The sequence below is a fragment of the Streptomyces sp. JLBJ103 genome (genome assembly GCF_058215575.1).
This window is the reverse complement of sequence record NZ_CM177089.1, coordinates 7,573,623-7,598,669: the sequence shown is the minus strand read 5'-3', so window position 1 is coordinate 7,598,669 and position 25,047 is coordinate 7,573,623. Positions and strand designations below refer to the sequence as shown.

Below are 25,047 nucleotides of genomic sequence, written 5' to 3'. Positions count from 1 at the left end.
AAGTTGCCCATTGCTCCTATTCCCCGAACTGTCGACCATAGGATATCGCTCACAGAAGTCCTCAAAATGCCTGTCGGCGGCTGGTGCTATCACGGCCCGCATGACCACCACGCCCTACGAGGAATTACTCAGGACTGTCCGATGAGTTCGCCAGGACTCTGGACTCCCACGAGCAAGGCAGGCAGCCTGCTCATGGGAGTCCGTCCACTATCGCTCCTGGTCGGCGACGTACGACGAGACCCAGGCCAGCGGCGCGTTCCAGTTGATGGTGATCTCGTTGGTGGCGAACGCCATGATGTCGTCCGTGTAGCACATCGCGGGGGCACAGCCCTTCAGCCGCTTCTTCGAAACCGGGTCCTCCAGAACGGAGTTCGGTCCTCCGGCCAGCGAACCGGGCGCCGGGTGCGGCAGCCTGGGGTCGAGCTGATGCGCCCAGAAACGGTGGTGCTGGTTGTGCGAGTCGCGTTCGCCGTAGCCGGTCACGTAGGACTGGTTGAGCGGGTTTCCGCCCAGCAGGTAGTCCATACCGCGCAGCACCGCGTCACGGTAGCGGGTCTTGCCGGTCAGGTCGTGCGCGGTGGCGAGCACGACCATGTTGTTCAGCACTTGGCTGTTGGAGCCCCACTCGTACGCGCCGCCCTTGGGCGCGTAGGGAACTCCGTAGGCCGACTTCGCGGAGAACGAGGCGTAGCGGTCGGCGGCCTTGGTGACCATCGAGCGGACCGCGGCACGCTGCTCGCCGGTGAGGTGGTTGGGCACGGTGGCCAGGTCCAGCGCGCCGAGACCGGCCACCGACGCCCAGGACACACCGCTGACACGGGGGAAGATCGCATCGGTGTCGCCGTGCAGCGGCGAGGTGAGGACGGCCGTGCGGTAGGTGTCCTCGCCGGTGGTGATGAACAGCTCGGACGCCGCCCAGTAGAACTCGTCCCGGACGTCGCGGTCGCCGTACGCGCCGCCCCCGACGGAATCCTTGTCGCTGGCGTACTTCTTCGGGTGTGCCTTGGCCGCGGCCCACGCGGTCCGGGCCACCTCCAGGCACCGGGCCGCGTACTCCGCGTCGTAGGGCTGGAAGAGGCGGGCGGCCTGCGCGGCGGTGGCCGCGAGGTTGAGGGTGGCCGCGGTGGACGGGGCGCGCAGCTCACGCGGCTGCTTGTCCTGGTCCGGCCTGGTCGGTAGCCCGGTCCACTGCTTGTCGTGCACCTTATGGAACGCCATTCCGGCGAGCGGCTTACCCTTCGGCACCTGCATGCGCATCAGGAAGTCCATCTCCCAGCGGGCCTCGTCGAGGACGTCCGGGGTGCCGTTGCCACGCTCGGGCACCCGGAGCCGGCCGTCACCCAGCGGCGCGGCGTCGGCGCCCGGGGCGGTAAGGGTCCGCTCGTACATGGACATCAGCTGGGCCACGGAGATCCCGCCGTTGACAACGTACTTGCCCTGGTCACCGGCGTCGTACCAGCCACCGGAGACATCGCGCCGGTAGTCGCACACACCCTTCGTGCAGCGCGCTTCGGTGTCGCCGCCGTGCGGAGCCTTCCTGTCGTGGCCCGCGGGCCGGGCGTAGGCATCGCCGACGAACTTCTTGTCGATCTTGATACCGCTGCGGTTGTGGTAGAAGTACGCCAGCGCGTCGGAGCGCAGCGAGCCGTAGAGATTGTCGCCGATGGTGAACGGCTCGCTCTTCTTCCCGCCGATGGTGATGGTGTACCCCTTGCCCGGGGCGGTGACCTCGCTGAAGTCGAAGGTCTGCACGTTCTGCCGGGAGCTGCGGTCGACACCGGCGGGGGTGGTGGTCCCACCGGCCCGCTTGATGCCGTCGGCGTCCCGGAGGGTCCAGGTCAGGGGCTTGGTGGCAGGAGTGACAACGGTGCCCTTCTTGGGGCCGTGCGTCGGGTAGCCGACCTGGTTCACGCGCACCGGGGAGCCGGTGTCGACCTTGGGACGGTCCGCCCCTGCGGCACGCGGACCGGAGTGGTCCGCGGCCACTGCCGCGGGTGCGGTCAGAGCGCCCAGGGCCAGCCCCGCGGCGACCACCGCACCCAGCGTGCGCCGGCGGCGGTCGGTGCGGTCGAGGGCAGGACGTGTCCGGGGAGCAGAGTGAATCAAGGCGTCAGTACTTCCGAAGCGGGGGCAGAGGCGGCGCAGCAGTACGGCAGCCACCGTTCTGCTGCTGCTCGCCGAGGAGGGTCCGAGGGACTCACGGGACATCTCGTGAACGTCACCGTGCGCGATGACGCGGATGCGTCGCGCGAAGTCAGCGGTGGATGTCCCGCGCGCTCGGCTCGGACCCCTCGACGGCTTTTTCCATTCACCAGACCCTAGGCAACCGGTCTGGCCTGCGGCTTCGTACGCCTAGCCGAAATTTGGGTGCACCAATCGAACGATCCCCACTCATTCAATTGAGGTAGCTGTCACCCCGGACGCCGTCATCCCGGACGCCGTCACCCCGGACGCCGTCACACCCGGCCGGCCACCGCCGCCAGCGCCTCGCGGGCCGCGTCCATCGCCACGGCCCGGTCCTCGGGGACCAGGCCGATCCGGGTACGGCGGTCCAGCAGGTCGGACTCGTCGAGGGCGCCTTCGTGGCGTACGGCCCACAGGAGTTCGGCGCGGGTGGTCCGTACCCCGGCGGCCACCGATTCGGCCAGGTGGGGGTCGGCGTCGGCGAGGGCCCGCACGGCCGGGGCCTCGGTGCCGTAGCGGTCGACCAGCCTGCGGGGCGCGGCCAGGGTGGCCAGGGCGGGCCGGGGGGCGGCGCCCACCAGGGGAAGGCGGGAGGTGCGGCAGGGCCCCGGCGCGTCCAGGCAACCCGCGGTGAGCGCGGCGTCCACGGCGTCCTGGGCCATCCGGCGATAGGTGGTGAGCTTGCCGCCGACGACGGTCACCACACCTTCGGACGAGGTGAGCACGGCGTGGCGGCGGGAGATGTCGGCGGTGCGGGTGGTGTCTTCGGTCTCCAGCAGGGGACGCAGCCCCGCGAAGGCGCCCACCACGTCCTCGCGGCGGACCGGCACATCGAGCACGGACCCCAGGATGTCCAGCAGGAAACCGATGTCGGACTCCGGCGCCTCGGGGACGTCCGGCAGCGGGCCGTCCACGGGCTCGTCGGTCAGCCCCACGTACACCCGGCCGTCGTCCTGAGGGAGCACCAGGACGAAGCGGTTGGTCTCGCCGGGGACGGGGATGTGCAGTCCGGTGCGCAAGCCCCCCAGGCTCTCCGCGCGCAGCACCAGATGGGTGCCGCGGGAGGGGCGCAGCCGGATGCCCTCGGTCAGCTCGGCGGCCCAGACCCCGGTGGCGTTGATGAGGGTCCGGGCCCGGATGCGGATCTCCTGGCCGGTGAGTTCATCGCGGACCAGTGCCTCTCCACCGGTGAGGGACAGGGCGCGGGTGCGGGTGAGCACCCGGGCGCCGTGTCCGGCGGCGGTGCGCGCGATGGCGGTCACCAGCCGTGCGTCGTCGGCGAGTTGGCCGTCCCAGGACAGCAGTCCGCCGCGCAGGCCCTGCCGGCACAGGCCGGGCGCCGCGGCCAGGGTCTCGACGGCGGACAGCCGCCGGGGGCCGGGCAGGGTGGCGCGGCCGGTGCGCGCGGACAGCCGCAGCACATCACCGGCGCGCAGCCCGGCCCGGACCAGGGCGGCGTTGCGGTGCGAGGTGAGGGCGGTCAGCGGCATGACGAAGGATTGGGCGCGCACCAGGTGCGGGGCGGTGCGCTCCATCAGCACGCCGCGCTCCACCGCGCTCTCGTAGGCCACGTCGACATCGCCGGTGGCCAGGTAGCGCAGTCCGCCGTGGACCAGCTTGGAGCTCCAGCGGGAGGTGCCGAAGGCCAGGTCGTGGGCGTCCACCGCGGCAACCGACAGGCCCCGTGAGGCGGCGTCCAGGGCGGCTCCGGCGCCGGTGACGCCGAGGCCCACGACGAGGACGTCGACGGCGCCGCCCGCGGCCAGTTCCTCCAGTTCCCGGGAGCGGCGCGCGGCGTTGAGGGAGTAGTCGGGGCGGGGACCGGCGGCAGCACTCATGGGGCGAGGATCCTTTCCAGGATGAGGCGGACTTCCGCGTAGAAGGCGGTGTCGTCCAGTTCGGGATCGGTGTCGTCGGTCATGGTCTGCAAGGACAGGGCGAACGACTGGAGCACCAGCACCAGGGCGCGGGCCTGGCGCACCGGGTGGTCCTTGCGGACCGTGCCGTCCGCGTGGCCACGCCGCAGCGCTTCCTCGATGAACTCCAGCACCCGGTTCTGACTCGCCCCGCGGCGGTCGAAGAGGTACGGGAGCATCAGCTCGGGGTCGACGTCGAGGATCTTGCGGAGCAACGGGTGGGCGCGCAGCGCCTGGAGCCCGCTCATCAGGGCGTCGACGAGCGGCGCGGCCGCCGTCCCGAGCGGGCCCGGGTGCGGCATGGCGCCCACGGTGACGGCCAGCCACTCCCGGGTCATGAGGTCGCCGACCAGGCCCCCTACATCGGGCCAGCGCCGGTAGAGCGTCATCCGGGACACGCCCGCGCGGCGCGCGACGTCGGTCAGGGTCGTGCGCCGGACGCCGACCGCCAGCACACAGTCCCGTGCGGCGTCGAGCACGGCGTCGTCATCCCGAGAGGTGTTGCGTTTGGACGTCATCTGTCACAGTGTAACGGCGGAAGCGGCGCCAGGCGAAGGCCGGGCCCGCCCCGGGCGCGAGCGATCCGCACCGCGGAGCACGGTCCAACCGCGCCGAGAAACACGGCTGAGCCGCACGGAGAAGCGAGGAATCAGGTGGAGTCGACAGACATGCTGTGGAACGGCTGGGGCGATCCGGACCGGGCGGAGCCGCTGCCCGAGCCGGTCGTCGGCCTGCTGGGCGAACTGCTCGGCGTACGGCCGTCCGACGGCCGCTCCGTCGCCCTGGAGGCCGCCCGGCCCCGCGCCACCCGGCTGACCGAGGACGCCCGCGAGGCGTTCGCCGGGATCGTCGGCGCGGAGCACGTCCGCACCGACGCCGAGAGCCGGGTCCGCCGCACCCGTGGCAAGTCCACGCCCGACCTGCTGCACATGCGGTCCGGCGCCGTCGAGGACGCCCCCGACGCGGTGCTGCGGCCCGGCAGCCACGACGAGGTCATGGCCGTTCTGCGGCTGTGCGCCGAGCGCCGGATCGCGGTCGTTCCCTTCGGCGGCGGCACCAGCGTCGTCGGCGGGCTCGCCCCGAGCGGCCACGACTGCTTCGTCACGCTCGACCTGCGCCGGATGAACCGGCTGATCGAGGTGGACACCGTCTCCCGCACCGCGGTGCTCGAACCCGGTCTGCGCGGACCCGAGGCCGAGGCCCTGCTCGCCGAACACGGCTACACCCTGGGCCACTTCCCGCAGTCCTTCGAGTGGGCGACGATCGGCGGATTCGCCGCCGCGCGCTCCAGCGGCCAGGCGTCGGCGGGCTACGGCCGCTTCGACGAGATGGTGACCGCCCTGCGCGTGGCCACCCCCGAAGGCACCTGGGAGACCGGCCGCACCGCCCCGCGCTCGGCCGCCGGACCGGATCTGCGCCAGCTGGTGCTGGGCTCCGAGGGCGCTTTCGGCGTGATCACCTCGGTGACCGTGCGGATCCGGCCGCGCCCCGCCACCCGCGTCTACGAGGGCTGGCGCTTCACCTCCTTCGAGGCCGGCCGCGACGCGCTGCGCGCCCTGGCCCAGGACGGCCCGCTGCCCACCGTGCTGCGGCTGTCCGACGAGACCGAGACCCTGGTGGGCCTGGCCGACCCCGCCGCCATCGGGAACGGCGCCTCTGAGTCGGGGTGCCTGGCCATCGCCGGATACGAGGGCAGCGCCGAGGAGGTGGCGGTCCGCAGGGAACGCGCCCACGCCGCGCTGAGCGCCCACGACGGCACCTTCCTCGGTGAGGAGCCCGGCGAGAAGTGGAACCACGGCCGCTACTCCGCCCCGTATCTGCGCGATGCGCTGCTCGACGTGGGCGCGCTCGTGGAGACCCTGGAGACCGCCACCTACTGGTCGCAGATCCCCACGCTGTACGAGAACGTGCGCACCGCGCTGACCACGGCCCTGTCCGGCGCGGGCACCCCGCCGGTGGTGCTGTGTCATGTCTCGCACGTCTATCCCGCGGGCGCGTCGCTGTACTTCACCGTGCTCAGCGCCCAGGGCGACAAACCCGAGGAGCACTGGGCGGCCGCCAAGCGGGCGGCCTGCGACGCGATCCTCGCCTCCGGCGGCACCATCAGCCACCACCACGGGGTGGGCACCGACCACCGGGACTGGTACGCACAGGAGATCGGCCCGCTGGGTGTGGAGGTGCTGCACGCCGTGAAGAACCGGCTCGACCCGTCCGGCATCCTCAACCCGGGTATTCTCCTGCCGCCCCTGACGTCCCCCGGAGCGTAGCCATGCGCCACTTCACCGCCGTCGTCAAACCCACCTCGGGCAGCTCGGGCAGCGAGTCCCTGGTCCCGCTGGCCCGTGCCCTCCGCGAAGGGGGCGCGGAGCTCGAAGTCGAGTACAGCCGCAGTCTCGGCCATGCGCGGGACCTCGCCCTGCGCGCGGCCGAGCGGGGCCGGGTGGTCCTCGGGGTGGGCGGGGACGGACTGGTGGGGCGGGTCGTCGGCGCCCTGGCCGGGACCGACGCCGTCGCGGGCATCGTGCCCGCGGGCCGGGGCAATGACTTCGCCCGCGCGCTCGGACTGCCCGAGAAGGTGGCGGACCTCGCCGACGTACTGCTGCACGCCGAGCCCGTGAAGACCGATGCCATCGAGGTCGAGTCCGCCGTCCACCAGCGGATGGCGGTCCTGGGCAGTGTGTACGCGGGCGTCGACGCCCTGGCCAACCGGCACGCCGACGACTACCGTGCGCTGGGCGGCGCCGCCTCGTACTACATGGGCGGGCTGCGGGCCGTCACCACCTGGCGGCCGGTCCACTACCGCATCACCATCGACGGCACCCCGCACGAACGCACCGGATACACCGTGGTGGCGGCCAACTCCGGCTACTACGGCTTCGGCCGGCAGATCGCGCCCGGCGCCTCGGTGCGCGACGGTGTGCTCGATGTGGTGGTCATCCACCACGCCTCACGACTGCTGTTCTTCAGCATGATGAACGAGCTCAAGACCGGACGGCACATCCTGCGGCCGGAGGTGGAGATCCTGCACGGCCGCGAGGTGCGTATCGAGGCCGACCGGGCTCTGCCCTACGGCGCCGACGGCGAGGTGGAGGCCGAACTGCCGGTGACGGCACGGGTGTTGCCGGAGGCGCTGAATCTGCTGTGCTGAACGAGATGTGCCGAACCTGGTCCGCTGACCGGCAGCGACGATGGAGGAGCCGATGAGGAGAGGCCGATGACGGATGACATGGTGTCCGAGACCATCCGGATCGCCGTACCACCGCGGGAGGTGTACGACACGGTGACACGGGTGGCCGACATGGGCCGCTGGAGCCCCGAGTGCACCGGGGGCGAGGTCAAGGGCGGCGTCGCCACGGAGATGCGCGCGGGGACACGGTTCACCGGGCACAACCGCTCCGACCGGCGCCCGTGGTCGACCGCGTGCACCGTCACCGCGGCCGACCCCGGCGAGCGTTTCACCTTTGTCGTACGCGCCGCGGGGCTGCGCATCGCGGTCTGGAGCTACCGCTTCGAACCGCTCGACGAGGGCCGCGCCACCCAGGTCACCGAGACCTGGATCGACCAGCGCGGAGGGCTGATGCGCCGCATCAGCCCGGCGGTCTCCGGGGTGCGCGACCGGGCCGAGTTCAACCGGCGCGGCATGCGGCAGACCCTGCAACGGCTCAAGGAGGCGCTGGAGGAGGAACACCGGACGGTCTGAGTACGCCTACGGGCCGTCCGGGAGCCGTGCGGACCCGGCGACCGGACGGCCCGGGGCACCCGAGCGTCCGGGCGTCCGGGCATCCGGACGGAAAGTGTGTGCGCGGTCCCCGCCCCGGGGTACGGTCCGCCCATGCCCCGATCATCAGAGACCAGCCCCCGCCCCTCCCCCGTCACCGCGGACGACCTCGGCCTCGCCGTACGGCTCGCCGTGGATGTGCTGCGCACGGCACCCCCGGACGCCTGGGACGGCAGGGCCGGTGCGCTGGAGTGGGACTGCTGGGAGACGGCCGAGCACCTCAGCGACGACCTCTTCGCGTACGCCGCCCAACTTGGCCCCGCGACACCGCCGTTGGACGGTGAGGTGCCGTTCGTGTGGGAGAGCCGTCGCCCCGGTGGCCCGGCGAACGCCATCCACGCCGACCGCGCGGCGGGACCCGCCGGGCTGCTGCGCGTACTCGAGGCGAGCGGCGCACTGCTGGTGGCCATGGTGCGTACGGCGTCCCCGCACACCCGCGCCTACCACGTCTTCGGCACCGCGGACCCCGAGGGCTTCGCCGCGATGGGCATCGTGGAAACCCTGGTGCACACCCATGACATGGCGGAGGGACTCGGGATCGGCTGGGAGCCTCCGGCCGGGCTGTGCACACGGGTGCTCGCCCGGCTGTTCCCCGACGTCCCGGCCACCATCGCCGAACCATGGCCCACGCTGCTGTGGGCCACCGGCCGTATCGACCTGCCCGGACACCCCCGGCGCACCACCTGGCGCTGGGACGGCACACCGTGATGGACCCGCACGGACGCCCAGGTCCTGTCCTGTCGATCTTCGTGGATCAGGCCGCGGCGTCTGGTGCCGTGGATCGCAAGGCGGAGGGTCGTCCTCGTACTGGGCGTACTCGGAAGATCCCGACAACGCGGCGAGGCGCGGCGCCAGGCGTCGCGGGCCCGCGAAGATCGGCAGGACAGGGCCTAAGGCGGTGCTGGGAGGCCGGTCGCGCGCTGGGGGCGGCCAACCCCCTGGCGGTGGACCTCGGCATCGCGCTCCTGATGCAGGCGGCGATGACGATGCCCTTCGTCGTGCCCCGCGGGCCCGAGCTGGAGCCCGCGACCTGGCCTGCCTACGGGCTGACCACGCTCATGGTGATCCCCCTGGTCTGGCGTCGGCGCGCGCCCCTCGCCGTCCTGCTGGCGGTCGTGGCGGCCAGCGCGCTGTACCGGCTGGCGCTGGACGGCCCCGGGCAGCCGCTGCCCTATCCCGGGCTTGTGGCCGTCCATACCGTCGCCGCCCTGTCACCACCCCGGAAACGGCTGGCCACGGGGCTTCTGCTGCTGGTGGCCGTGCCGGTGTCGGTATGGCTCAACACCCGGTCGGCCCGTGAACTGTCCTTCTCCGCCTTCGTGTTCGCCGCCGCCTATGTCTTCGGGCGGCTCACCGATGCCCGGCAGCGGGCGAACCGGATCGAGGCCGAGCAGGCCGCCGCCCGCGAACGGGCCCGGATCGCACGGGAGATGCACGACATCCTCTCCCATGCGGTGAGCCTGATGATCGTGCAGGCGGAGGCCGGTCCGGTGGCCGTGCGTACGGCGCCGGAGCGGGCGGAGGCCGCCTTCGACGCGATCTCCGAAACGGGCCGGGGCGCCATGGCGGAGCTACGCCGGATGCTGGGGGTACTGCGCGCGGGCGACGAACCGGACGGCACCACCGCCGCTCCGCGTGAACCGCAACCGGACCTCGCCGGACTGCCCGATCTCCTGGACCGGGTGCGGGCCGGCGGTCTCGATGTGGTGTACCGGACCACGGGGACGATCGCGCCACTGCCGGAGGCGACCGGGGCAACCGTGTACCGGATCGTCCAGGAGGCGCTGACGAACACGGTCAAGCACGCGGCCGCCCGAACCGTCCGCGTCCATCTCGCCTACGACGGGGATGAGTTGGACATCCGGGTGACGGACGACGGGCGCGGGCCGCAGCCCGGTCCGGGTGGCGGCCACGGTCTGGTCGGTGTGCGGGAGCGGGCGGCGGCGCACGGCGGTACGGCGGTGGCCGGGGCGGGCCCGGACGGCCGGGGCTTCGAGGTGCGGGTGCGGATCCCGGTACCGTCGGGGCGGACCACCGTGCGGTCTGGGCGCCTGCGTTCTCCCGTAGCATCCGGGGCGGAGGTGGCGCGTTGACGATCCGCGTGGTGGTGGCCGATGACCAGGAGCTGGTGCGCAGCGGCTTCGCGATGATCCTGGACGTCCAGCCGGACATCGAAGTGGTGGCGGAGGCGGGCGACGGGGCCGAGGCGGTCGAGGCGGTGCGGCGGCACTCGCCGGATGTGGCGCTGCTGGACATCCGGATGCCACGTATGGACGGTATCGATGCCTGCCGCGCGATCAGCGCGGACAGCGCCTGCCGGACGGTGATGCTGACGACCTTCGACTCCGACGAGTATGTGTACGAGGCGCTGCACGCGGGCGCGAGTGGCTTTCTGCTCAAGGACGTACGCCGTGACGACCTGGTCCACGCGGTACGGGTGGTGGCCCGGGGCGACTCACTGCTCGCGCCGTCCGTGGCCCGGCGCCTGGTGGAGCAGTACACCCGGTCGGCCACCCGGCCGCGGCGGCCCGACCCCCAGCTGGAGGTACTGACCGGACGGGAGAAGGAGACCCTGCTGCTGCTCGCGCGGGGTCTGTCGAACGCCGAGATCGCCGCGGAGCTGACGGTCAGCGAGCACACGGTCAAGACCCATGTCGGCAATGTGCTTGCCAAGCTGGGGCTCCGGGACCGGATCCAGGCGGTGATCTGCGCGTATGAAACGGGTCTGATCGCGGCGGGGTCTGCGGGGTCTCCCCCGCCCGGGGGAGCGTCCCGCCCCGGTTCCTCCCCCGCGTCGGCGAGGAACTGAACCCCAAACACCGGCTGTGCGGGCGATCCGCGCGACGTCGCTGGTCAGCAGGATGAGAGCCATCGAGAACACCGGCTCACGTCCATGGAGTTGACCATGCCTGGCACACCGCCCCGGAAAACCACCACCCGCGCCCTGCTGGCCACGGCACTCGTTCTGGGTGTTGTGGCGGGACCGGCGGCTTTGTCGGCCGACGCGACGCCGTCTGGGACCCCCGCTCCCTCGGCCCCTGAACGACCCTCCGCGGCCGCCCTGGAGGACGCCATCGCGGGCCTCCCGACGGCGGACGCCACGGCCGCGCTGGTACGGGTCGGTGGCACCGAGGGGGTGTGGCGGGGCAGCGCGGGGGTGCACGACCTGAAGACCCGCCGCCCGGCCGACCCGGACGCCCGTTTCCGTGCCGGTTCGGTCACCAAGGTCTTCACGGCGGCGGTCGCCCTGCAACTGGCCGCCGAGGGCGCACTCGACCTGGACCGCACCGCCCGTTCGTATCTGCCGGACCTGATCCCGGCCTCGTACGGGCACGTCACCGTCCGGCAGTTGCTCAACCACACCCATGGCATCCCGGCCGCCGACGTCCCCGGGGACACGGTCGAGGAGTGGTACGCCAACCGCTTCCGGATCCACCGCCCGGAGGAGATGGTCCGCTCGGCGACGGCCAAGAAGCGCGAGTTCAGGCCCGGGGCCGCACAGCACTACCTCAACATCGGCTACACCATCGCCGGGCTGCTGATCGAGCGCGTCACGGGCGACACCTACGAACACCAGGTGGCACGCCGCATCCTGCGGCCCCTCGGGCTGCGCGACACCTCGTTCCCGGGGACGAATCCGCGCATCACCGGTCGGCATAACCACGGTTACCAGAGGATGCGGCTGGACGACGGCACGACCGGACTGCGTGACGTGTCGGTGTGGGGGACGACGGACGGCTGGGCGGCAGGAGACATCATCTCCACCACGGCCGACCTGGAGCGTTTCACCCAGGCCCTGTTCGCGGGCCGGGTGGTGCGCGGCCCGCTCCTGGAAGAGATGTTCACCCTGCCCAAGGTGAAGGACGCCACCAGCGGCGCCCCGGCCGCGTACTCCGTCGGGCTCTCCATGAAGCGGCTGGGCGGGCGCGAGGTATGGGGCAAGACGGGCGGCCGCTGGGGTTACAACGCGGCCATCGCCGGCACCCGCCACGGCTCCCGGACCCTCGTCTACAGCGTCAACTCCACCGACGCCAAGGGCCAGGACATGAACAAGGTGGCGATGAACCTCATGGTCGCGGCCTTCGGTAAGCCGTAGGGCGCCCTCTGTCATGCCCGGCCATGGAGCCAAGATCCTATTTGAGCCACCGCGGAGCGGGGGTGGCAGCGAGGAGGCTGTGGGCTTCATCATGGGCGCGAACGGCCCACTCGCGTCCGGAGGGTGGACCTGATGTGCGACGATCTCCGAGGGTCACACCTGATGGCCACGGAGGGATACGAGGGAAAGACATGTCGTTGCGCGATTTGGTGCGTGATGAGGCAATTGCCTCGATGTCTCGTTCGGAACGGTTGACAGCGCTGCGGTCTGTGCGTCTGTACTTCCAACGGCCGGATGAACCCGGCTTCTTGGTCTCCGAGACGGAGGAGGGCCCCGTCGTCCCGGTCTTCACCTCCCTGGAACGGCTCGCGCTGTTCGCCGGTGTCTGCCCATGGGCGTCCACCACGCTCGAGGACGTGGTGGAGCTGCTGCCCGAGGGCGTACGCGCGTTGGTCGACCCGCTGGGCCCGCGGACCGTTGTACTGGACGCGCGGTCATTGGAGGACACCGGCGAGCAGGGGTCGGAGGACGCCAAGTGAGCGGGAACCATGACAAGGGCGGTTCGGCCGGGGATGGCCCAAAGCCCGGTGACGGTTACCGGGTGGAGATCACGTCGGTGCAGAAGGTGCTGATTCCGCTGGAGGAGTCGGTTGTCGCCGCGGGGAAGATCAAGAAAGACTGGAAATCCCTGGCGGACAACATCCAGAACGCCGTCGAATTCGACATCTACTCCTCCTCAGAGAAGATGCTCTCCTCCTGGGGCTTCGGTATGGGCCGGGTCGCCGACCAGGCCAAGGTCGTGGTGGAAACACTGCGGCAGGTGATCGCCGCCTATATGCTCGCTGACCTGCTGCGCATCAAGGACTTCGCGCCGACCGAGCACAACATCGCCAAGCTGCCCTTCGGCGAGCACGGGATGAAGGCATGGAAGGATGGCTACCGCCCCAAGTTCGACCCGCCACCGGAGATCTACCAGGAGCCGTGGCTGGACGACAACGGCGGTGACAGTGGGAGTGGTAGCGGTAGTTATCAGGACGTACCGACCAGGCCGCGGCTTCGGTACGACGGGGGCTGGGAAGTCGACGGCGGGGGAAAGGGAACTATCGCGTAACGCACAAGGCCGCTCGCGTCCGGAAGCCCCTTCCTGCGCCCCTCGATCTCCCCGGAGATCGAGGGGCGCGCGCATGCCGTCGGGAGCGCCCACAGGGTGGGCCGAGGACGTTTCTGGAGGACGCTGGCGGTGCCCATCAGCCGCCCCGACCACGAGCGGCCGACCGCCGACCGCCGACCGCCGACCGCCGAGAGGACCGCAGAATGGTGCGCCCCGCCCTGACCCGACGCCCCCAGCTGCATGACCGGTTTCCCGCACTGGCGGCCAGCGTCCCCTACCTCCCGCTCGGCCAAGCCCCCACGCCCGTAGGGGAATTGCCGGAGCTGACACCCGGCCTCTCAGTCTGGTGCAAGGACGAGAGCGGCTACGGCCACGGCGGCTGGGGCGGCAACAAGGTGCGCAAACTCGAGTGGCTGCTACCCGAAGCACAACGTCGCGGGGCGCGGACCCTCCTCACCGTCGGGGGTCTCGGCACCAACTGGGGCCTGGCCGCCGCGCTGTACGCCAGGGAGCAGGGTCTGGCCACCGCCCTGGCCCTCATCGACCAGCCGGTCGACGACCATGTCCGGGCCCAACTGGGGCGGTTGCGCCGGTCCGGGGCCACGCTCCACTTCACCCGTAGCAAGCTGCGCACCATGGCCGCCGCCCCCTGGCTCTTCCTGCGCCACACCACCGCGGGACGGCCGCCGCACTACCTCCCCGCGGGCGGCTCCACCCCGGTCGGCACACTCGGCTATGTCGAAGCCGCCCTCGAACTCGCGGCACAGATCGCGGCGGGGGACCTCCCCGAGCCCTCCCACGTCATCACCGCCGTCGGCAGCGGAGGCACCGTCGCCGGGCTTGTCCTCGGTCTGCGTCTCGCCGGACTCCGTACCCGTGTCGTGGGCGTGGTGGTCAATGACACGCTTCGCCTGGACCCACCCACGGTGGCCGGTCTGGCCCACCGGACCGTACGCCTCCTCCGGTCACGGGGCGCCGGCCTCCCGCCGATCCGCATCGGACCGGAACACCTGACCCTGGTACGCCACTGGCTCGGCCCCGGCTACGGCCACCCCACACCGGAGGGCCTGCGCGCCCAATGCCTCGCCGCCGACACCGCGGCCCTGCGACTGGAACCCGTGTACACGGCGAAGGCCATGGCCGCGCTGCTCGCCCTCGCGGCCGAAGGCCGCCTGGGCTCGGGCCCCGCGCTCTTCCTCCACACCCATGGCCCACGCCCCGCCAGTCCCTGAGCGATGGCCTCGCCCCACCGTCCGTCACCCCATGACAACGGCCTTGATGCTGGTCGAGCCGGCGACCGCGGACAGCGCGTCGCCGAACCGTTCGAGCGGGAAGCGATCGGTGATGATGCCGTCGGCGCGGATGCGGCCGGTACGCAGGAACAGCAGGGCGCGGGCAAAGCAGTGGGTCTGTGCGAAGGAGCCCTTGATGGTGAGTTCGCGGGAGAAGATCTCGTAGGGAGAGAAGGGCACGGTGTCGTCGGCCCCCGCCATCCCGTAGACCAGCACGGTTCCGCCGGTGCGGGTCATCTCCGGACACATGGCCAGCACGGCGGGAGCCCCGGTGGCTTCGATGACCGCGTCGAATCCGGAGGGGGCCAGTGCGCGCAGCCGTCGTAGCGACGCCTGTGGATCCGAGCGGTCCATCCGGACCGTTTCGTCGACTCCCAGGTGCCGGGCCACGTCGAGTTTATGGGGGCTGGGCGCGGCGACGGTGACACGGGCCGCGCCGCCGTGGACGAGGAGTTGGGCGAGCAGCAGACCGGTGGGGCCCGCGCCGAAGAGGAGTACATCGGACCCCGGGCGCAGCGCCAGCACATCGGCCCCGTGTATCGCACAGGCCAGGGGCTCGGTAAGGACGGCCGTCATCGGCTCCAGACCGTCGAGGGGGAAGCACTTCTCGGCCTGTGCCACGAGCAAGTCGGCAAAGCCACCGGGGCCGTTGACGCCGAGCGAGAAGAAGTGGTCGCAGTACAGGGGCTGGTCGCGTCGGCAGGGCGCGCACTGGCCGCAGAGCACCGTGTTGTCGACGGCCACCACGTCACCGATCGACAGCCCTTCGACGCACTCACCGAGCGACTCCACTTCGGCGACGATCTCGTGTCCGGGGATCAGCGGGAAGCGGGCCATGAATCCACCGGCCAGCAGATGCCGGTCGGTACCGCAGATCCCGGTGGCCACGGTGCGCAGGCGGACCTGCTCCGGGCGCGGTCGCGGATCGTCCATGTCCATGACGCGGAAGTGGTGGGGCCGGTCGAAGACCACTGCTCGCATGTCTGCGCTCCTGACGGTGGAGGTGGGAAAGGTGTCCTCCGTGGCCGGTGAAACGATAGATCAGGCATAAATATCACGCAAGATGCGTTAACAAACTGCTGATCTTCTACTAAGAATGCTGTACACCATCGTTCGCGCCCCACAACTCGACGACTTCAAGGGACGACGCACTCCCATGCCCTCTCTCCTTCCTCTCAGACCCCCGAGGCCCCGCATCAGCCGCCGCACCCTCCTGGGTGGCGCCGCCATCGCCGGGGCGGCGGGTCTGCTCACCGCCTTCGCGGACCACCTGGACGCGGACTCCCTCGCCGACACGGTGCAGTGGCAGTCGGCCGCGGGCACCACCTTGACCTTCCTCTCCGAGAACACCGCACCGACCGCCGCGATCGCCGCCCACCTCGAGCCGTTCACCGAGCTGACCGGGATAAGGGTCCGCATCGTCACGCTGAAACTGTCGGCCCTGGCGCGGAGGGTGGCCCGCGACATCGACTCCCGGGAGGGGGCGTACGACGTGGTGTATGCGGACCCCTACCTGGTGCTGGCCCCCTGCGCCTCCGCCTTCACCGATCTGCGGGAGTTCGAGGACGACGGCGCGATGCCACATCTGGCTGGCGGCTTCCGCGACTTCATCCCGACCCACCTGGACGCGGCCGGACGCTTCGAGGACGACACCACCGTGCTGGCGCTGCCGTACGACTGCCCGACCATGATCTGGCAGTACCGCGCCGATCTGTTCACGAAGCACCGGGCGCGGATGGCCGACGACCTCGGCTTCGATCCCACACCCTCCGAGAACACCACATGGGAGCAGTACTACGCCATCGCCCGGTGGTTCAACGACAAGACCGACGAGGTGCGCTACGGCACCGGCCACCAGGCCAAGCGGCACGACTCCCTGATGTGCGACTTCTCCAATCTGCTCTGGTCCTACGGCGGCGACTACTTCCTCGACGGATCACGCGTCGGCCGTCTGGGCACTCAGGACCCCGGCATCTGTCAGCTGCGCTCGGACGCGGCGGCCGAGGGGGCCGCCTTCTACCAGCGGCTGCTGAAGATCGCCGACCCCGGCTCCCGCACCTGGGACTGGGACGGGCTCGGCGCCGCCTTCCGCGCCGGACGCATCGCCATGTGCCCCAACTGGCACGAGTACGCGGCGTCCAACGAGGCCGCCCTCCCCGGCAAGGTCGGCTACGCCCCACTGCCCAAGGGCCCGGCCCGCTCGGCCGGAATGTACGGCGGCACCGGCATCGCCATCTCCAACCTCATTCCGGCCCGGCGCCGCAAGGCCGCCTGGCTGTTCCTGAACTGGGCCACCGCCCCGAGGACCCAGCTGGCCGTCCTCGCGAGCACAGTGGGCGGCGGGACTCCCACCCGCAGCTCCGTGTACGCGATGCCACGTGTCACCGCGGCCGAGCGCCGACCCTCCCCCATGCCCACCATGCTCTCCACACGCGCCGTACGGCAGGTGTGGGATCCACAGAACATCGGGCTCAGACCGAAGATCCCCCGGTGGGCGGAGTGCGACATGGCCATCTACGACGAGCTGTCCGGGATGCTCGCCGGGGAGACCTCACCCGCCGGGGCGATGCGCGCCGCGGCCGACCGCGTCGACCGCATCACGGCCCGCGGACGGGCGGACCGGCCATGAACGCCGCCCTGACCGCGTCCGGTGAGGTGGAGACCGAGGTGGTGGTGGAGGCGCCGGTCACCGCACCGGTACGGTCTGGAGCGACGGGTGGATCAGGAAGAACGGAAGGAAGCGAAGCGTACACCGACCGAGACACCGACCGGGACACCGGACGAGGCCGCCCGCGACCGTACGACGATCAAGCTGCTGGTGTGCCCGGGGACGGGCCGAACCGCGCCGGGCGCGGAGGGGAAGGAGGCCGTATGCCGGCCAAGGCACGGCTGACGCAGGCCGCCGTCGAGGAGCGGCGGCAGGCTGTCCTGCGCCATGTCGTCGAGCACGGCGAGATCCGCATCGACGATCTGGCTACGCGCTTCGACGTCAGCCTGATGACGATGCACCGCGACCTCGACGACTTGGCCGCCCGCCATCTGCTGCGCAAGGAGCGCGGCCGCGCCGTCGCCTTCCCCGCCCTGACCATGGAGACCGCCACCCGGTTCCGGGAGAGCGCGCGGCTGGCGGCGAAGACCGCGCTGTGCGCGGCGGTGGCCGACCGGATCACCCCGGGGAGCACCCTGTTGCTCGACGACTCCACCACCCTCTACCCGCTGGCCGACGTCCTGGCGTCGGTCGGCCAACTCACCGTCGTCACCAACTCGGTGGGCCTCGCCCAGCGGCTGAGCCGCGCGGCGGAGGTGGACATCACGCTGCTGGGCGGGCGCTACAACGGCGAGTTCAACTGCTGCACCGGCCCGGATGTCGTCAGCGCCCTCTCCCGGATCCGCGCCGATCTCGCTCTGACATCCGCCACCGCGATCCTCGAGGGGCGGCTGTTCCATCCCTTGCGCGAGTACGCGGAGATCAAGGAGGCCATGCTCGCCTCCGCGAACCAGTCGCTGCTGCTGGCCGACCACTCCAAGTTCGGCAGGACGGCCACGTACGCGTACGGCACCGCCGCCGTCTACGACGCGGTGGTGACCGACACCGGTACACCGGAGGAGGAGATCGCGGCCATCCGTGGTCTCGGGGTGCGTGTGGAGAGCGTCGCCCCCGAAGAACCCTCCTGACCCGTCAGGGGCTCCTGACCCGACCGCGCTTGCCGCCCCTTCCGCGGCTACGGAACGGCCGGGGCCACGGTCTCCACCCGGACCCCGTGGCCCCGGATCGCGGCGATCTCGTGCTTCGGTGTGCCGGAGTCGACGATGACCGCTTCGTACGAGCTGATGTCGCCGAAGGCGTAGGTGGCGGTCTTGCCGAACTTCGTGTGGTCGGCGAGGAGCAGCGAACGCTCGGAGCAGGCGATCATGGCTTCCTTCACATCCGCGTACTCGCGCAGCGGGTGGAAGAGACGGCCCTCGAGGATCGCGGTGGCGGACATCAGGCACAGATCGGCGTGGATCCGGGACAGGGCGCGGGTGACCTCGGGGCCGGTGCAGGAGTTGAACTCACTCCGGTAGTGGCCGCCCAGCAAGGTGATGTCCACTCCGGTGGCCGGTCCCAGACGCTGGGCGATGCCGACCGAGTTGGTGACCACCGAGAGCTGTTCGGACCCGGCCAGGAGGTCGGCCAGCGGATACAGGGTGGTGGAGTCGTCCATGACGAAGGTGTCACCGGGACGGATCCAGCCCGCCGCGGCCTCGCAGACGGCCTGCTTGGCCGCGAGGTTCTCCGATTCGCGGAAGCGGGTGGCGGTCTCCATGGTCAGGGCGGGGAAGGCGACGGCACGGCCGCGTTCCTTGCGCAGCAGATGGCGGGCCGCGAGGTCGTCGAGGTCGCGATGCATCGTCATCAGGCTGACGCCGAAGTGGGCGGCGAGGTCGTCGATGCGGATCTCCTCGCGCTCGGCGACATGGCGCAGGACGGCCTGACGGCGCTGTTCCACGGTGGCCTGCGACGACCGTACCTTGGCGGGCACCTGTCCTCCCTCGCTGGCGGTACCGGCTCCGGCTGCCGGTTCTCGTGGCGCGATCGCCACGGCGCGACCGCGGTCGGCACACCTCGGTGACCTCGATGTCGAGGTTCCCATATGCCCCTGCTCGCGCAAGGCGATACGGCCCCCGCGCACCGGCGGCGGGCCTTTGGCGGTCACCCCGTCACCGGCCGTTGCCGCGCGCGCCCCCGGGGAAGGTGAGAGCATCACGGTGAAGGCCCGCGATCATGCTCGTGCCGCCCGTGGACAACGCCGTGCTGGTCCGGCAGGCACGCCGACGGCGGAGAGGGATCCGGTATGTCGCGACCACCGCTGGGGCGGCGGGTGACCGGTGTCGCGGCCGGCATCTGCGCGGCGGGGCTGCTGGCGGTGGGCTGTGGTGGATTCGGCGGGGTGGGGGCCGGTGACGGCACCACCGTTTCGGTGGCCGTGGTGGCCAATCCGCAGATGACCGACATGGAGGCGCTGACCCCGTCCTTTGAACGGTCCCACCCGGACATCCGGGTGCGCTTTGTGACACTGCCGGAGAACCAGGCACGACAGAAGATCACCGAGTCGGTGGCCACCGGTGGCCGTGAGTTCGACATCGTCATGATCAGCAACTATGAGACGCCCATCTGGGCGCGGAACGGCTGGCTGGCCGACCTCCAGGAGCGGGCCGACCGCACCCCCGGCTACGCGCCGTCCGACTTCATCGCCCCGATCCGCGCCGCGCTGTCCTACCGCGGACACCTCTACTCGGTCCCCTTCTACGGCGAATCGTCGTTTCTGATGTACCGCAAGGACCTCTTCGCGGCCCGGGGGCTGACCATGCCGAAGCGGCCCACTTGGCGGCAGGTGGCGCGCTTCGCGAAGGCGCTCGACGACCCTGGGCACGGCGTGGCGGGGATCTGTCTGCGCGGGGCCCCGGGCTGGGGCCAGGTGCTCGCACCGCTGAACACCGTGATCAACACCTTCGGTGGCCGCTGGTACGACCTGCGGTGGAACGCCCAGCTCACCACCCCGGAGGTGGAACGGGCCGTCGGGTTCTACGTGTCCCTGGTGCGCCGGCACGGAGAGCCGGGTGCGGCCAACGCCGGTTTCACCGAGTGCGCCACCCACTACGCCCAGGGCAAGGCGGCCATGTGGTACGACGCCACGTCGGCGGCGGGGGTGCTGGAGGATCCCGCGAGCAGCAAGGTGGTCGGCAGAACGGGATATGTGGCGGCACCGGTGGAGCGCACGGCGTGGTCGGGCTGGCTGTACTCCTGGTCGCTCGGCATTCCCCGGACCAGCCCCCATCAGGACGCCGCCTGGACGTTCATGTCCTGGGCCACCTCCCGGGAGTACATCGAGCTGGTGGGGCGGCGGCTGGGGTGGTCCCGGCTGCCGCCGGGCAGCAGATACTCCACCTACGCGATCCCGCGGTACCGGCGGATCGCGCGGGCGTTCGCGGGCCCCACAATGCAGGGCATCCGCCACGCCGACCAGCGGCACCCCACCGTGCTGCCCGTGCCGTACACCGGTGTGCAGTTCCTGGACATCCCCGAGTTCCAGGATCTGGGCACCCGCGTGAGCCAGCAGATCAACGCGGCCATCAGCGGACAGGAATCGGTGCGCACCGCCCTGGCGCAGTCCCAGCGCTACGCCCGGACCGTCGGCCGCGATCAGCAGCGGCTGGGCCGCTAGGTACCGCCATGGCAGTCGGCTCTCTCCCACCCGCGGGCCCGACGGCAACCGCCGGGCCGCTCCCCTCGCGGCGGGCGGCAGGGCGGCGGGGCCGGCCGCTGGCTCCCGCCCTGCTGTGGGTGGTCGCCCTCACCCAGTTGCCCTTTGTCTTCACCGTGGTCTTCTCCTTCCAGTCCAGGAATCTGCTCCGGCCGGGGTCCGAACACTGGGTGGGCCTGGCCAACTACGCGAACGTGTTCACCGACAACGTGTTCCGCGCGGCGCTGCTCACCGAGATCGAGCTCACCGTTCTGACGGTCGCGTTCGCCATGGCGCTGGGAGTGGCGCTGGCCGTGCTGCTCGACCGCCGTTTCCCCGGCCGGGGCCTGGCCCGCACCCTGCTGATCTCGCCATTCCTGGTGATGCCCGCGGTCGCCGGGCTGCTGTGGAAGACCGCCATGTTCGACCCGGTCTTCGGGCTCGTCAACTACTCGGCGTCCTGGTTCGGCGTCCAGGGCACCGACTTCGTCAGCCGTTTCCCCGTGGCGTCGGTGGTCACGGTCCTGGTCTGGGAATGGACACCGTTCATGATGCTCATCGTCCTCGCCGGGCTCCAGAGCCGGCCGACCGAGATCCTGGAGGCGGCCCGGGTGGACGGCGCCGGGCCCTGGGCCACCTTCCGCTGGATCACCCTGCCGTATCTGCGCCGCTACATCGAACTGGGTGTGCTGCTCGGTGCGATCCACCTGGTCAACACCTTCGATGTGATCTACATGATGACCCAGGGCGGCCCCGGCACCCGGACCACCAATCTGCCCTACTACATCTACCAGCGGGCGTTCCTCGGCTTCGACGTCGGGCAGTCCTCCGCGCTGGGCGTGGTCACGGTCGCCGGCACACTGGTGGCTGCCGCACTGGCGCTGCGACTGCTGTTCACGGCGTTCACCGGCACCGGGGCGGGCGACCGATGAGAATCCCCGCCACGCTCCGCCCGCCGTACCGCCACCGGTTCGGCCGGTGGCTGTGGACCACCGGAACCTGGCTGGTGACCTCGGTGTTCTTCTTCCCGGTGCTGTGGATGGTGGTCACCGCGTTCAAAACCGAGGCGGACGCCTACACCACCTCTCCCAAGGTGGTGTTCGCACCGACGCTCGAGCAGTTCCGGGCGGTGTTCGCTGAGGGCGTCGGCCTCTATCTGGGCAACTCGGCGCTGGCCGCCGTGGCTTCCACCGCCCTCGTGCTGCTACTCGCGACACCGGCGGCGTACGCACTGTCCATCCGGCCCGTGGGCCGGTGGCGCGATGTGCTGTTCTTCTTCATCTCCACCAAGATGCTGCCGGTGGTCGCCGCGATCATTCCCGTGTATCTGGCCGCGCGCGGCCTGGGCGCGCTCGACAGCATCGGCACCCTGATCGTGCTGTACGCGGCGATGAACCTGCCGGTGGCGGTGTGGATGCTGCGCTCGTTCTTCCTGGAGATTCCGCGCGAGGTGCTGGAGGCGGCGCGGGTGGACGGGGCGACAGCGCGTCAGGAGGTGATGTGGGTGCTGCTTCCCATGGTGGCGCCCGGTATCGCCGCCACCGGGCTGATCTGCGTGATCTTCTCCTGGAACGAATTCTTCCTGGCGTTGAACCTGACGTCGGTCCGGTCCGCGACGATGCCCGTCTTCCTTGTCGGCTTCATCACCAGCGAGGGGCTGTACTGGGCGAGGCTGGCCGCGGCGGCCACACTGGCCTGTCTGCCGGTGCTGCTGATGGGGTGGCTGGCCCAGCGCCAGCTCGCCCGCGGCCTGTCCATGGGGGCGGTGAAATAGATGGCGGCGGTGAAACAGCCGGTGACCGCCGAGACCACATGCGAAACCACTGAGCAGGGCAGAGAACAGAGAGGAGCAGCGGTGCGTGTCCTAGTCGTCGGCGACCACTTCATCCCGGCCGCCTGCTACGTCGAGGCCCTGGCCGAGGTGTCCGGGCGGGACACCGGCCCGGACATCGGCCCGGTCCGCAGTGTCGACTGGTCCGGGACCAAGGCCGAGCAGCACGCCGCGCAGCAGGAGATGGAGCTGCGGGGGCCGGAGGCGGTGCCAGTGCCCGGTGAGATCGTCGAGGCGCTCGGGGACACCGGGGTGCTCGCCGTGCACTTCGCGCCGGTGTCCGCGCAGGTGCTGCGGGCCGCGCCGAAGCTGCGCGCGGTGTGTGTCGCCCGGACCGGGCTGGAGAACGTGGACGTGGCCGCCGCCACCGAACGCGGTATCGCCGTCGTACCGGTCTACGGACGCAATGCCTCGGCCGTGGCCGAACTCGCCCTGGGGCTGATGCTCGCCGAGGCGCGTGACATCGCGCGCGCGGATGCGTCGGTGAAGGCCGGGGGGTGGCGCAAGGACTTCGGCGGCCCCGGGGACGAGATCGGTGGCAGCACCGTCGGCATGGTGGGTATGGGCCATGTGGGGCAGGAGCTGGCCGACCGGTTGCGCGGCTTCGATGTGCGCGTCCTGGTCCATGACCCGTATGTGCCGGACGCGGTGCTGGGGCGCCATGGTGCGCAGCGGGCGGCCGATCTGGACACGGTGTTCCGGGAGTCCGACGCCGTGCATGTCTTCGCCCGGCTGACGCCGGAGACCGAGCGGTTCATCGGACGGCGGCACTTCGCGCTGATGAAGCCCACCGCGTACTTCTTCAACACCGCGCGCAGCCGTCTGGTGGACACCGACGCGCTGTACGAGGTGCTGGCGTCCGGCCGGATCGCCGGGGCCGGGCTCGATGTGCACGACGAGGAACCCCTGCCCGCCGACAGCCCGTGGCGCGCGCTGGACAATGTCACGCTCACCACCCACTACGGCGGCGACACGGTCACCACCAATGTGCGTTCGGCCCGGCTGGTCGCCGAGGTCATCGCCGAGCTGGCGGCGACCGGACGCTGTCCGGGCGCGGTCAACGCCCGTGAACTGGAATGGATGTAGCACCCCGTGCGTGAACTGTTGCTGGGTATCGACGCCGGGCAGACCGTGACCAAGGCGCTGCTGTTCGACGCCACCGGGCACGAGGTGGCCCGCGGCAGCGCGACCGTGCCGCTGAGCAGTCCCCGGCCGCACTGGGTCGAGCGCGATATGGACGAGGTGTGGCACGCGGCACGGCTGGCGATCAGGGACTGCCTCGAGGTGGCGGGCGAGGAGGCGGGCCGGGCCGTGGCGGCGGTAGGGCTGTCCGGACACGGCGACGGTGTCTATCCGGTGGACGGGCGGCTGCGACCGGTGCGCACGGCGATCGTCGCGCTGGACACCCGGGCCGAACCCCTGCTGGCGGACTGGCGGGACACCCCGCTGTGGGAGCGTGCCCTGTACCGCTCCGGTCAGGTGCCCTTCGCGGGCTCTCCGGCGGCCCTGCTGCCCTGGCTCGTCCGCCACGACCCGGACGCGGTGCGGCACAGCCGGTGGCTGCTGTTCTGCAAGGACTGGCTCCGGCTGAAGCTGACCGGCACGCCCGCGACCGATCCCACGGACGCCAGCGCCTCGTTCACCGATGTCCGCACCCGGGCCTACTCACCGGAGCTGCTGGAGCTGTACGGCGTCAGTGAGCTGGCCGGGAAACTGCCGCCGGTGCTGGCGTCCGACGCCCTGGCCGGAACGGTCACACCCGAGGCCGCCGCGGCCACCGGGCTCACCGCCGGTATCCCGGTGGTCACCGGTGCGCACGATGTGGACGCCGCCTCGATCGGGGTGGGACGGCTGGATCCGGGTGAACTGTCCCTGGTGGCGGGGACGTTCAGCGTCAACCAGGTGATCAGCGATCGGGTGGTGCTCGACCCGCGCTGGCAGGTCCGTGGTTTTGTCCGGCCGGACCAGTGGATGATCATGTCCACCTCGCCGTCGTCCGTGGCCAACCTCGAGTGGTTCCTGCGGGTCATGGGCGTGACCACCGGAGCGGGGGAGAGTGTGCACGATGTGATCGCCCGGGAGGTCGCCGCCCACCTCGGCGGACCGTCGGAGATGGTGTTCCACCCCTTCCTCTACGGGTCCCCGCACGGGCGGCCCACCTCGGGCACGTTCCTCGGTATGCGGGGCTGGCACACGCGGGGCCATGTGCTGCGGGCACTGCTGGAGGGTGTGGCGCTCAACCATCGCTGGCATGTCGACGCCCTGTGCTCGACGCTGCCCGTCAGCGGCCCCGCACGGCTCACCGGCGGCGCCGCGCGCAGCGAGATCTGGAGCCAGATGTTCGCCGACGCGCTGGCCCGGCCGGTCGAGATTACGGATGTGGCGGAGAGCGCGGCCCGCGGCGCGGCCCTGCTCGCCGCCACCGCGGTCGGACTGCTGGACGGTCTCGACGACCCCCGCGCCCGGGTGGCGGTCAGCAGACGGCATGAGCCGCACGAGGAGCGGGTGGCGGTGCTGGAGGAGGCGTACCAGGTGTATCTGGGGGCGCTGGAGGCGCTGGGACCGACATGGTCACGCCTTGCCGCCGACTGACCACATAGACGTATCACATAAAG

The 25,047-nt window shown here is 71.1% G+C and carries 22 protein-coding genes; 17 read left to right on the top strand and 5 right to left on the bottom strand.

Annotation, left to right across the window (positions count from 1 at the left end):
• Window positions 1-207 precede the first annotated feature (207 nt).
• The 3 genes from AC4BEG_RS32620 to AC4BEG_RS32610 form a co-directional block, all read right to left on the bottom strand.
• Window positions 208-2,208, bottom strand: a complete 2,001-nt coding sequence (locus AC4BEG_RS32620; RefSeq protein WP_490703260.1) for a glycoside hydrolase family 9 protein — start codon at window positions 2,206-2,208, stop codon at window positions 208-210.
• 248 nt (window positions 2,209-2,456) lie between these two features.
• A complete protein-coding gene (locus AC4BEG_RS32615) occupies window positions 2,457-4,022 on the bottom strand; it encodes a glycerol-3-phosphate dehydrogenase/oxidase (protein WP_490703259.1) in 1,566 nt (521 codons plus the stop codon).
• Window positions 4,019-4,618 (bottom strand): TetR/AcrR family transcriptional regulator, encoded by a 600-nt coding sequence (locus tag AC4BEG_RS32610; protein WP_490703258.1) that lies wholly within the window; start codon window positions 4,616-4,618, stop codon window positions 4,019-4,021. The genes AC4BEG_RS32615 and AC4BEG_RS32610 overlap by 4 nt, the downstream gene beginning before the upstream one ends.
• A 150-nt stretch (window positions 4,619-4,768) precedes the next feature.
• Here AC4BEG_RS32610 and AC4BEG_RS32605 point away from each other — a divergent pair, with 150 nt between their 5' ends.
• The 10 genes from AC4BEG_RS32605 to AC4BEG_RS32560 all read left to right on the top strand — a co-directional run bounded on the left by AC4BEG_RS32605 (window position 4,769) and on the right by AC4BEG_RS32560 (window position 14,317).
• Entirely contained in the window at window positions 4,769-6,367 is a 1,599-nt protein-coding gene (locus AC4BEG_RS32605) for an FAD-binding oxidoreductase (RefSeq protein ID WP_490707280.1), read from the top strand.
• Window positions 6,368-6,369: 2 nt separating this feature from the next.
• Complete coding sequence (locus tag AC4BEG_RS32600) at window positions 6,370-7,248, top strand: YegS/Rv2252/BmrU family lipid kinase (protein WP_490703257.1); 879 nt, start codon at window positions 6,370-6,372, stop codon at window positions 7,246-7,248.
• Between the two features lie 66 nt (window positions 7,249-7,314).
• The gene (locus AC4BEG_RS32595) at window positions 7,315-7,800 is read left to right on the top strand and encodes an SRPBCC family protein (protein ID WP_490703256.1); all 486 of its coding nucleotides are present in this window, start codon (window positions 7,315-7,317) and stop codon (window positions 7,798-7,800) included.
• 132 nt (window positions 7,801-7,932) lie between these two features.
• Window positions 7,933-8,586, top strand: a complete 654-nt coding sequence (locus AC4BEG_RS32590; RefSeq protein WP_490703255.1) for a hypothetical protein — start codon at window positions 7,933-7,935, stop codon at window positions 8,584-8,586.
• Between the two features lie 260 nt (window positions 8,587-8,846).
• The gene (locus AC4BEG_RS32585) at window positions 8,847-9,971 is read left to right on the top strand and encodes a sensor histidine kinase (protein WP_490707279.1); all 1,125 of its coding nucleotides are present in this window, start codon (window positions 8,847-8,849) and stop codon (window positions 9,969-9,971) included.
• Window positions 9,968-10,687, top strand: coding sequence for a response regulator (locus AC4BEG_RS32580; protein ID WP_490703254.1), 720 nt, complete (start codon window positions 9,968-9,970; stop codon window positions 10,685-10,687). Before AC4BEG_RS32585 ends, AC4BEG_RS32580 begins: the two co-directional genes overlap by 4 nt.
• 96 nt (window positions 10,688-10,783) lie before the next feature.
• Window positions 10,784-11,974 carry a serine hydrolase domain-containing protein gene (locus tag AC4BEG_RS32575; RefSeq protein WP_490703253.1) on the top strand — a complete coding sequence of 397 codons (1,191 nt, stop codon included), beginning with the start codon at window positions 10,784-10,786 and terminating at the stop codon, window positions 11,972-11,974.
• Window positions 11,975-12,282: 308 nt separating this feature from the next.
• Window positions 12,283-12,513, top strand: coding sequence for an SseB family protein (locus AC4BEG_RS32570; protein WP_490703252.1), 231 nt, complete (start codon window positions 12,283-12,285; stop codon window positions 12,511-12,513).
• Window positions 12,510-13,085, top strand: a complete 576-nt coding sequence (locus AC4BEG_RS32565) for a hypothetical protein (protein WP_490703251.1) — start codon at window positions 12,510-12,512, stop codon at window positions 13,083-13,085. The genes AC4BEG_RS32570 and AC4BEG_RS32565 overlap by 4 nt, the downstream gene beginning before the upstream one ends.
• A 203-nt stretch (window positions 13,086-13,288) precedes the next feature.
• Window positions 13,289-14,317: a 1-aminocyclopropane-1-carboxylate deaminase/D-cysteine desulfhydrase gene (locus AC4BEG_RS32560; RefSeq protein ID WP_490703250.1), complete on the top strand. Its 1,029-nt coding sequence runs from the start codon at window positions 13,289-13,291 to the stop codon at window positions 14,315-14,317.
• Window positions 14,318-14,341: 24 nt separating this feature from the next.
• Here AC4BEG_RS32560 and AC4BEG_RS32555 read toward each other — a convergent pair whose 3' ends face one another.
• Window positions 14,342-15,358 carry a zinc-dependent alcohol dehydrogenase family protein gene (locus AC4BEG_RS32555; protein WP_490703249.1) on the bottom strand — a complete coding sequence of 339 codons (1,017 nt, stop codon included), beginning with the start codon at window positions 15,356-15,358 and terminating at the stop codon, window positions 14,342-14,344.
• A 175-nt stretch (window positions 15,359-15,533) separates the two neighbouring features.
• Here AC4BEG_RS32555 and AC4BEG_RS32550 point away from each other — a divergent pair, with 175 nt between their 5' ends.
• Window positions 15,534-17,006 (top strand): extracellular solute-binding protein, encoded by a 1,473-nt coding sequence (locus tag AC4BEG_RS32550; protein WP_490703248.1) that lies wholly within the window; start codon window positions 15,534-15,536, stop codon window positions 17,004-17,006.
• Window positions 17,007-17,248: 242 nt separating this feature from the next.
• Window positions 17,249-18,052, top strand: a complete 804-nt coding sequence (locus tag AC4BEG_RS32545; protein WP_490703247.1) for a DeoR/GlpR family DNA-binding transcription regulator — start codon at window positions 17,249-17,251, stop codon at window positions 18,050-18,052.
• Between the two features lie 47 nt (window positions 18,053-18,099).
• Here AC4BEG_RS32545 and AC4BEG_RS32540 read toward each other — a convergent pair whose 3' ends face one another.
• Window positions 18,100-18,900, bottom strand: a complete 801-nt coding sequence (locus AC4BEG_RS32540; protein WP_490703246.1) for a DeoR/GlpR family DNA-binding transcription regulator — start codon at window positions 18,898-18,900, stop codon at window positions 18,100-18,102.
• Between the two features lie 312 nt (window positions 18,901-19,212).
• On the opposite strand from AC4BEG_RS32540, the gene AC4BEG_RS32535 reads away from it, so the two are divergent.
• From AC4BEG_RS32535 to AC4BEG_RS32515, 5 genes are all read left to right on the top strand, one after another.
• Entirely contained in the window at window positions 19,213-20,583 is a 1,371-nt protein-coding gene (locus AC4BEG_RS32535) for an ABC transporter substrate-binding protein (RefSeq protein ID WP_490703245.1), read from the top strand.
• 8 nt (window positions 20,584-20,591) lie between these two features.
• Entirely contained in the window at window positions 20,592-21,533 is a 942-nt protein-coding gene (locus tag AC4BEG_RS32530; protein ID WP_490703244.1) for a carbohydrate ABC transporter permease, read from the top strand.
• Window positions 21,530-22,375: a carbohydrate ABC transporter permease gene (locus tag AC4BEG_RS32525; RefSeq protein ID WP_490703243.1), complete on the top strand. Its 846-nt coding sequence runs from the start codon at window positions 21,530-21,532 to the stop codon at window positions 22,373-22,375. The genes AC4BEG_RS32530 and AC4BEG_RS32525 overlap by 4 nt, the downstream gene beginning before the upstream one ends.
• 81 nt (window positions 22,376-22,456) lie before the next feature.
• On the top strand, window positions 22,457-23,518 hold the full coding sequence (locus AC4BEG_RS32520) for a 2-hydroxyacid dehydrogenase (protein WP_490703242.1): 1,062 nt from the start codon (window positions 22,457-22,459) through the stop codon (window positions 23,516-23,518).
• A 6-nt stretch (window positions 23,519-23,524) separates the two neighbouring features.
• Entirely contained in the window at window positions 23,525-25,024 is a 1,500-nt protein-coding gene (locus AC4BEG_RS32515) for an FGGY-family carbohydrate kinase (protein WP_490703241.1), read from the top strand.
• Window positions 25,025-25,047 lie beyond the last annotated feature (23 nt).

Bases quoted from the DNA above. Each gene is read 5' to 3' on its own strand.
- AC4BEG_RS32525 (WP_490703243.1), top strand. From the start codon at position 21,530: ATGAGAATCCCCGCCACGCTCCGCCCGCCGTACCGCCACCGGTTCGGC.
- AC4BEG_RS32595 (WP_490703256.1), top strand. From the start codon at position 7,315: ATGACGGATGACATGGTGTCCGAGACCATCCGGATCGCCGTACCACCG.
- AC4BEG_RS32535 (WP_490703245.1), top strand. From the start codon at position 19,213: ATGTCGCGACCACCGCTGGGGCGGCGGGTGACCGGTGTCGCGGCCGGC.
- AC4BEG_RS32560 (WP_490703250.1), top strand. From the start codon at position 13,289: ATGGTGCGCCCCGCCCTGACCCGACGCCCCCAGCTGCATGACCGGTTT.
- AC4BEG_RS32615 (WP_490703259.1), bottom strand. From the start codon at position 4,022: ATGAGTGCTGCCGCCGGTCCCCGCCCCGACTACTCCCTCAACGCCGCG.
- AC4BEG_RS32585 (WP_490707279.1), top strand. From the start codon at position 8,847: ATGCAGGCGGCGATGACGATGCCCTTCGTCGTGCCCCGCGGGCCCGAG.
- AC4BEG_RS32600 (WP_490703257.1), top strand. From the start codon at position 6,370: ATGCGCCACTTCACCGCCGTCGTCAAACCCACCTCGGGCAGCTCGGGC.
- AC4BEG_RS32530 (WP_490703244.1), top strand. From the start codon at position 20,592: ATGGCAGTCGGCTCTCTCCCACCCGCGGGCCCGACGGCAACCGCCGGG.
- AC4BEG_RS32605 (WP_490707280.1), top strand. From the start codon at position 4,769: ATGCTGTGGAACGGCTGGGGCGATCCGGACCGGGCGGAGCCGCTGCCC.
- AC4BEG_RS32575 (WP_490703253.1), top strand. From the start codon at position 10,784: ATGCCTGGCACACCGCCCCGGAAAACCACCACCCGCGCCCTGCTGGCC.
- AC4BEG_RS32550 (WP_490703248.1), top strand. From the start codon at position 15,534: ATGCCCTCTCTCCTTCCTCTCAGACCCCCGAGGCCCCGCATCAGCCGC.
- AC4BEG_RS32555 (WP_490703249.1), bottom strand. From the start codon at position 15,358: ATGCGAGCAGTGGTCTTCGACCGGCCCCACCACTTCCGCGTCATGGAC.
- AC4BEG_RS32545 (WP_490703247.1), top strand. From the start codon at position 17,249: ATGCCGGCCAAGGCACGGCTGACGCAGGCCGCCGTCGAGGAGCGGCGG.
- AC4BEG_RS32620 (WP_490703260.1), bottom strand. From the start codon at position 2,208: ATGTCCCGTGAGTCCCTCGGACCCTCCTCGGCGAGCAGCAGCAGAACG.
- AC4BEG_RS32610 (WP_490703258.1), bottom strand. From the start codon at position 4,618: ATGACGTCCAAACGCAACACCTCTCGGGATGACGACGCCGTGCTCGAC.
- AC4BEG_RS32590 (WP_490703255.1), top strand. From the start codon at position 7,933: ATGCCCCGATCATCAGAGACCAGCCCCCGCCCCTCCCCCGTCACCGCG.